Consider the following 6,464-nt stretch of genomic DNA (forward strand, 5'->3'; position numbering starts at 1 on the left):
GGCCGAGTGGGACGATTCCGGTGTAAACCCTCCAAGGGGGTCATGCCATGACCATCATCCGAGAATCCGTCGACGTCGACCGCGCCGCGGAAGATGTCTACGCGTATGTGATCGACCCGTCCCACATGCCGGAATGGCAGCTGAGCGCGGTCTCCGCGGAGCGGCTCGACGAGGGTCCGCTCCACACCGGCTCCCAGGTCAGGGTCACCCGCCGCATAGGACGCCGCGAGATCCCGATGACGATGGAGTACACCGAGTACGACCCACCGCACAGCTGGACCGTGCGGGGCATCGACGGTCCGATCAGGGGCAACTTCCACGGCGAGGTCGAGCCGATCGACGACGGCCGCCGAGCCCGCGTGACCATGGAGCTCGACTTCGAGGGACACGGCGTGGGCAAGGTCCTGCTGCCCCTCGTCGTACGTCCCCAGGTCCGCAAGGAGTTGCCACGCAACGAGCAACTGCTCAAGGACAGGCTGGAGCACGGGGCCGCCTAGGGCGTGTTGCGAAAGTCCCGCCTGCCGCTCGACGCCTGGCACGCACTCTCGCCGCACCGGGCGGAACCCACGTACAACCAGTACGAGGGCTTCCGCCCGGCACGCCGAGAGCACGCTCCCCCACGCTCGAACAACCTCGCGCGGGGGGACCCCATGACGCTGCCCGGCCCGCCCTCCGGGCGGACGACGGGATTTTCGCAACACGCCCTGGCGGCTCACGAGGTGCACACGTCCTTCAGCTTGCCGGCCGCCTCGTCGATCTTCGAGGAGTCCGGGTTCTCCCCGTTCAGGACGGCCTTGTTGTAGTCGGCGACGGCCCGGTTCAGGTCGTCCACGGCCTTGCCGACCTTGCCGTCGTCCGCCTTGGCGTCGATCTTGTCGAGGTTCTTCTCGATGGTGTCGATGGACTCGTCGGTCCGCGAGGGGTCGGCGGCCGCGTCCCGCCCGGCCTCGTGGATCGCCTTCAGACTGTCCGCGATGGTGTCGTAGTTCCGGGCGCAGTCCAGCGAGTTGTCGACGTCGTCGGGATTGCAGCCGGTCACGAGCCCGGCGGTCAGCGCGACGGCTGCCGCGGCGGTGGCGAGGGTGGTGATACGACGTCGGCGACGACGGTTGGCGGCCATGGACGGTCTCCTCCGAAAGACGTGGCGCCGTATGCGTGGCGCTGTGTGCCCCCTACGATCCCGGCGCTCCGCCACCACCACGAGGAACCCTCCACCCGGATCGGGGGTGTAGCCCGCTACACCCCCGCCCCGACGACCGGGAAGGAGAGGCGCGGCGATCTGCGACACTGGTACAGCCATGCCTAAGCCCGGAGAACTCACATTCGTCGCCCCCCGCGGAGCCCAGAAGCCGCCGCGGCATCTTGCCGATCTCACGCCTGCCGAGCGCAAGGAGGCGGTTGCCGAGATCGGTGAGAAGCCGTTTCGCGCCAAGCAGCTCTCGCAGCACTACTTCGCGCGCTACGCGCACGACCCGGCGGAGTGGACCGACATCCCGGCCGCGGCGCGCCCCAAGCTGCGGGAGGCGCTGCTTCCCGAGCTGATGACCGTCGTACGGCATCTGTCGACCGACCAGGGGACCACGCGCAAGACGCTGTGGCGGCTGTTCGACGGGACGCTCGTCGAGTCCGTGCTGATGCGGTACCCGGACCGGGTGACCATGTGTATCAGCTCACAGGCCGGATGCGGTATGAACTGTCCGTTCTGCGCCACCGGACAGGCCGGTCTCGACCGGAATCTGTCCACCGCCGAGATCGTGCATCAGATCGTCGACGGGATGCGGGCGCTCAGGGACGGAGAGGTGCCGGGCGGGCCCGCGCGGCTGTCCAACATCGTCTTCATGGGGATGGGCGAGCCGCTCGCCAACTACAAGCGCGTGGTCGGCGCCGTCCGAGCCCTCACCGACCCCAGCCCCGACGGGCTCGGGCTCTCGCAGCGCGGTATCACCGTCTCGACCGTCGGACTGGTCCCGGCCATCCACCGGTTCGCCGACGAGGGCTTCAAGTGCCGGCTCGCCATCTCGCTGCACGCCCCGGACGACGAGCTGCGCGACACCCTCGTCCCCGTGAACACGCGGTGGAAGGTGCGCGAGGTCCTCGACGCCGGGTTCGAGTACGTCGAGAAGAGCGGACGGCGGCTGAGCATCGAGTACGCGCTCATCCGCGACATCAATGACCAGGCCTGGCGCGGAGACCGACTCGGGCGGCTGCTCCGGGGCAAGCCGGTGCACGTCAACCTCATTCCGCTCAACCCGACCCCCGGCTCGAAGTGGACCGCGTCCCGGCCGGCGGACGAGAAGGCGTTCGTCGAGGCCATCGCCGCGCACGGTGTGCCGGTGACCATCCGGGACACCCGTGGTCAGGAGATCGACGGGGCCTGTGGACAGCTCGCCGCCACCGAGCGGTAACCTGACCGGGTCATACGCACATCTTCGTTCGCACGTCTTCGTTTCGTACGACATCTTCATATCCGACAGGGGAGCGCGACAGCGCTGAGAGTGCGGCGATCGGGCCGCAGACCCTCTGAACCTCGCCCAGGTCATTCTGGGTAGGAAGTTCGGTCATCACCGTGAACATCAAGAAGTATGCGGCTGCCGTCGTCGGCCTCGGTCTCGTCACGCTGTCCGCGTGCGGGTCGGGGTCCGGCGGCAGCGGATCGGCCGGCGGCTCCAAGACGGTCACCCTCGTCAGCCATGACTCATGGGCCGTCTCGAAGAACGTCCTCGCCGACTTCGAGAAGCAGTCCGGCTACAAGGTCAGGGTCCTCAAGAGCGGCGACGCCGGACAGGCCGTCAACAAGGCGATCCTCACCAAGGACAACCCCCAGGGCGACGTCTTCTTCGGGGTCGACAACACCCTCCTCTCGCGGGCCCTCGACAACGGACTCTTCCAGTCCTACGAGGCCAAGGGCGCCGACGCCATCCTGTCCCCCTACCGCGTCGACCAGGACAAGCACCGGGTCACCCCCATCGACTACGGCGACATCTGCGTCAACTACGACAAGGCCTACTTCAGCGAGCACAAGCTGACCCCGCCCCAGTCGTTCGACGACCTGATCAAGCCGGCGTACAAGAACCTCCTCGTCACCGAGAACGCCTCCACCTCCTCGCCCGGCCTCGGCTTCCTGCTCGGCACCGCCGCCCGGTACGGCGATGGGGGCACCTCCCGCTCGAGCGAAGCCGAGAGTGGGGGAGGCTGGCAGGACTACTGGAAGAAGCTCAAGGCCAACGGCGTCAAGGTCGTCGACGGCTGGGAGCAGGCCTACAACGAGGAGTTCTCGGGCTCGGCCGGCGGCAGGAAGGCCAAGGCGGACCGCCCGCTCGTCGTCTCCTACGCCTCCTCCCCGCCCGCCGAGGTCGTCTTCGCCGACCCGCGCCCGAAGACCGCGCCGACGGGAGTGTCGTACGGGACCTGCTTCCGGCAGATCGAGTACGCGGGGCTGCTGAGCAACGCGAAGAACACCAAGGGCGGCAAGGCCTTCATCGACTTCCTGGTGGGCAAGGAGTTCCAGGAGGACATGCCGCTGAACATGTTCGTCTACCCGGTCGTCCAGGGGGCGGCCGTGCCCAAGGAGTTCACCGAGTACGGTCCCGCGGCCAAGGACCCCGAGACCATGGCGCCGACGAAGATCGCCGCCGACCGTGACCAGTGGGTCAAGTCGTGGACGTCGCTCGTACTGAGGTAGCGCCCCGGCCCTCCAGGACCAGGGTCTCGCGCGGGAACGCGGCGCGGCTCGGGCTGATGGCCCTGCCCGTCGCGTTCTTCGCGGTGTTCTTCGCCTGGCCCGTCGCCGCGATCGTGGCGCGCGGGCTGAAGGTGGACGGGACCTGGCGGTTCGGCCGGCTCCTGGACGTCGTCACCCAGTCCGACATCCGGCACGTCCTGTGGTTCACCACCTGGCAGGCGCTCGCCTCCACCGCGCTCACGCTGCTGATCGCGCTCCCGGGCGCGTACGTCTTCGCGCGCTTCGACTTCCCCGGCAAGCAGGTGCTGCGGGCCGTCGTCACCGTTCCCTTCGTACTGCCGACGGTCGTCGTCGGTACGGCGTTCCTCGCGCTCGTCGGACGCGGCGGACTGCTCGACGAGTGGTGGGGCGTACGGCTGGACACCACCGTGTGGGCCATTCTGCTGGCGCATGTCTTCTTCAACTACGCGGTCGTCGTACGGACGGTGGGCGGGCTGTGGGCCGGGCTCGACCCCCGGCAGGAGGAGGCGGCACGGATGCTGGGCGCGTCGCCGCCGGCCGCCTGGCGCAGGGTCACACTCCCGGCCCTCGCCCCCGCGGTGGCCGCCGCCGCGCTGATGGTGTTCCTGTTCACCTTCACCTCCTTCGGTGTGGTGCAGATCCTCGGGGGACCCACCTTCTCCACCCTGGAGGTGGAGATCTACCGGCAGACCTCCGAGATCTTCGACCTCTCCACGGCCGCCGTCCTCACCCTCGTCCAGTTCGTGGCCGTCGGCGCGATCCTCGCCGTGCACGCGTGGACGGTACGGCGCCGGGAGAGCGCCCTGCGTCTGGTGGACCCCGGTGTCACGGCCCGCCGGCCGCGCGGGGCCGGACAGTGGGCGCTGCTCGCCGGGGTCCTCGCCACGATCGCCGTACTCCTCGTGCTGCCGCTGGCCGTGCTGGTGCGGCGGTCCCTGGACGCCCCGGACTTCGGCTACTACCGGGCGCTCACCGGCGACGCCTCCGGCACCTTCCTCGTCCCGCCGATCGACGCGATCGGCAACTCCCTCCGCTACGCCCTCGCCGCGACCGTCATCGCGGTGGTGATCGGCGGCCTGGCCGCGGCGGCCCTCGCCCGCAGGGACGCCGGCCGGCTGGTCCGCGGCTTCGACGCCCTGCTGATGCTGCCGCTGGGCGTCTCCGCGGTGACCGTCGGCTTCGGCTTCCTGATCGCCCTCGACGAGCCGCCGCTGGACCTGAGGTCCTCCTGGATCCTGGTGCCGCTCGCCCAGGCGCTGGTGGGCGCCCCCTTCGTCGTACGGACCATGCTGCCCGTCCTGCGGGCCGTGGACGTCCGGCTGCGTGAGGCGGCGGCCGTGCTCGGGGCGTCGCCCTGGCGGGTGTGGCGGGAGGTCGATCTGCCGATGGTGCGGCGGGCGCTGCTGGTCGCCGCCGGGTTCGCCTTCGCCGTGTCGCTGGGGGAGTTCGGGGCGACCGTGTTCATCGCGCGGCCCGACAACCCGACCCTGCCGGTCGCCGTGGCCCGGCTGCTCGGGCGGCCCGGTGATCTCAACTACGGCCAGGCGATGGCCCTCTCGACGATTCTGATGGTGGTGTGCGCGGTGGCGCTGCTGGTCCTCGAGCGGCTGCGCACCGACCGGACCGGGGAGTTCTAGATGCTGCTGAGCCTTCAGGACGCCACGGTCCGCTTCGGCGGGCGGGCCGCGCTCGACGCGGTCTCCCTGGACGTCGCCGAGCACGAGGTGGTGTGTGTGCTCGGGCCGAGCGGCAGCGGCAAGTCGACGCTGCTGCGCGCGGTGGCCGGGCTGCAGGTGCTGGACTCGGGGCGGGTGCTGCTCGACGGGCGGGACCGGACGGGGACGCCCGCGCACAGGCGGGGCGTCGGGCTGATGTTCCAGGACCATCAGCTCTTCCCGCAGCGGGACGTGGGCGGCAATGTCGCGTTCGGACTGCGGATGCACGGGGTCGCGCGCACCCGACAGGACGAGCGGGTACGGGAGTTGCTGGAGCTGGTCGGTCTCCCCGGCGCCGCCCGCCGGGCCGTCGCGTCGCTCTCCGGCGGTGAACAGCAGCGGGTGGCGCTCGCCCGGGCGCTCGCCCCCCGCCCCCGTCTGCTGATGCTGGACGAGCCGCTCGGGCAGCTCGACCGTTCGCTGCGGGAGCGGCTGGTCGTGGAACTCCGGGAGCTGTTCGGCCGGTTGGGGACGACCGTGCTCGCCGTGACGCACGACCAGGGCGAGGCCTTCGCGCTGGCCGACCGGGTCGTGGTGATGCGGGACGGGCGGATCGCCCAGTCCGGTACACCGCTCGAGGTCTGGCAGCGGCCGGCCGACGAGTTCGTGGCCCGGTTCCTCGGCTTCGACAACGTGGTCGAGGCAACCGTGACCGGCGAGGCCGCCCACACCCCGTGGGGCAAGGTGCCGGTGCCCCGGGACGCCCCTCAGGGGCCCCGCACGCTCCTCGTGCGGCCCGCCGGGGTACGGCTCGTGGCGGCCGACGAGGGCCTGAGCTGCACGGTCGCCGCACGCACCTTCCGGGGCACCCATGTCGCCGTACAGCTGCAGCCGGAGGAGGCGCCCCGGCTGGAGGCGGCGTGTGCGCTGCGGGCGGCGCCGGAGGTCGGGGAGACGGTCGGAGTGGAGTTCGACGCGGCCGAAATCGTGGTGCTCGGCTGACGGTGTGTCCCTAGGGCGTGTTGCGAAAGTCCCGCCTGCCGGGCGACGCCTGGCACGCACTCTCGCCGCACCGGGCGAAAACCCACGTACAACCAGTACGAGGG

6 protein-coding genes and 1 riboswitch are annotated in these 6,464 nt (G+C 70.5%); of the genes, 5 read left to right on the plus strand and 1 reads right to left on the minus strand.

Annotated features, from left to right (window positions below):
• The first annotated feature begins 47 nt into the window (after positions 1 to 47).
• Entirely contained in the window at positions 48 to 497 is a 450-nt protein-coding gene (locus ABZT17_RS25295) for an SRPBCC family protein (protein ID WP_356351861.1), read from the plus strand.
• Between the two features lie 215 nt (positions 498 to 712).
• Here the strand turns inward: ABZT17_RS25295 and ABZT17_RS25300 are convergent, their stop codons facing one another.
• Entirely contained in the window at positions 713 to 1,120 is a 408-nt protein-coding gene (locus ABZT17_RS25300; protein ID WP_356351862.1) for a hypothetical protein, read from the minus strand.
• A 178-nt stretch (positions 1,121 to 1,298) separates the two neighbouring features.
• On the opposite strand from ABZT17_RS25300, the gene rlmN reads away from it, so the two are divergent.
• From rlmN to ABZT17_RS25320, 4 genes are all read left to right on the plus strand, one after another.
• Positions 1,299 to 2,405, plus strand: a complete 1,107-nt coding sequence (gene rlmN / locus ABZT17_RS25305; protein WP_356351863.1) for a 23S rRNA (adenine(2503)-C(2))-methyltransferase RlmN — start codon at positions 1,299 to 1,301, stop codon at positions 2,403 to 2,405.
• Between the two features lie 57 nt (positions 2,406 to 2,462).
• A riboswitch (TPP riboswitch) is annotated at positions 2,463 to 2,570 on the plus strand.
• Complete coding sequence (locus ABZT17_RS25310) at positions 2,567 to 3,682, plus strand: thiamine ABC transporter substrate-binding protein (RefSeq protein WP_356351864.1); 1,116 nt, start codon at positions 2,567 to 2,569, stop codon at positions 3,680 to 3,682. It overlaps the preceding riboswitch by 4 nt.
• A gap of 56 nt (positions 3,683 to 3,738) precedes the next feature.
• On the plus strand, positions 3,739 to 5,340 hold the full coding sequence (locus ABZT17_RS25315; RefSeq protein ID WP_356351865.1) for an iron ABC transporter permease: 1,602 nt from the start codon (positions 3,739 to 3,741) through the stop codon (positions 5,338 to 5,340).
• Entirely contained in the window at positions 5,341 to 6,360 is a 1,020-nt protein-coding gene (locus ABZT17_RS25320) for an ABC transporter ATP-binding protein (RefSeq protein ID WP_356351866.1), read from the plus strand.
• Positions 6,361 to 6,464 lie beyond the last annotated feature (104 nt).

The organism is Streptomyces sp. NPDC005648 (genome assembly GCF_040605395.1).
Classification (GTDB): Bacteria; Actinomycetota; Actinomycetes; order Streptomycetales; family Streptomycetaceae; genus Streptomyces.

Excerpts from the sequence above, each read along its gene's own strand:
- rlmN (WP_356351863.1), top strand. The coding sequence starts at position 1,299 with ATGCCTAAGCCCGGAGAACTCACATTCGTCGCCCCCCGCGGAGCCCAG.
- ABZT17_RS25320 (WP_356351866.1), top strand. The coding sequence starts at position 5,341 with ATGCTGCTGAGCCTTCAGGACGCCACGGTCCGCTTCGGCGGGCGGGCC.
- ABZT17_RS25300 (WP_356351862.1), bottom strand. The coding sequence starts at position 1,120 with ATGGCCGCCAACCGTCGTCGCCGACGTCGTATCACCACCCTCGCCACC.
- ABZT17_RS25295 (WP_356351861.1), top strand. The coding sequence starts at position 48 with ATGACCATCATCCGAGAATCCGTCGACGTCGACCGCGCCGCGGAAGAT.
- ABZT17_RS25315 (WP_356351865.1), top strand. The coding sequence starts at position 3,739 with ATGGCCCTGCCCGTCGCGTTCTTCGCGGTGTTCTTCGCCTGGCCCGTC.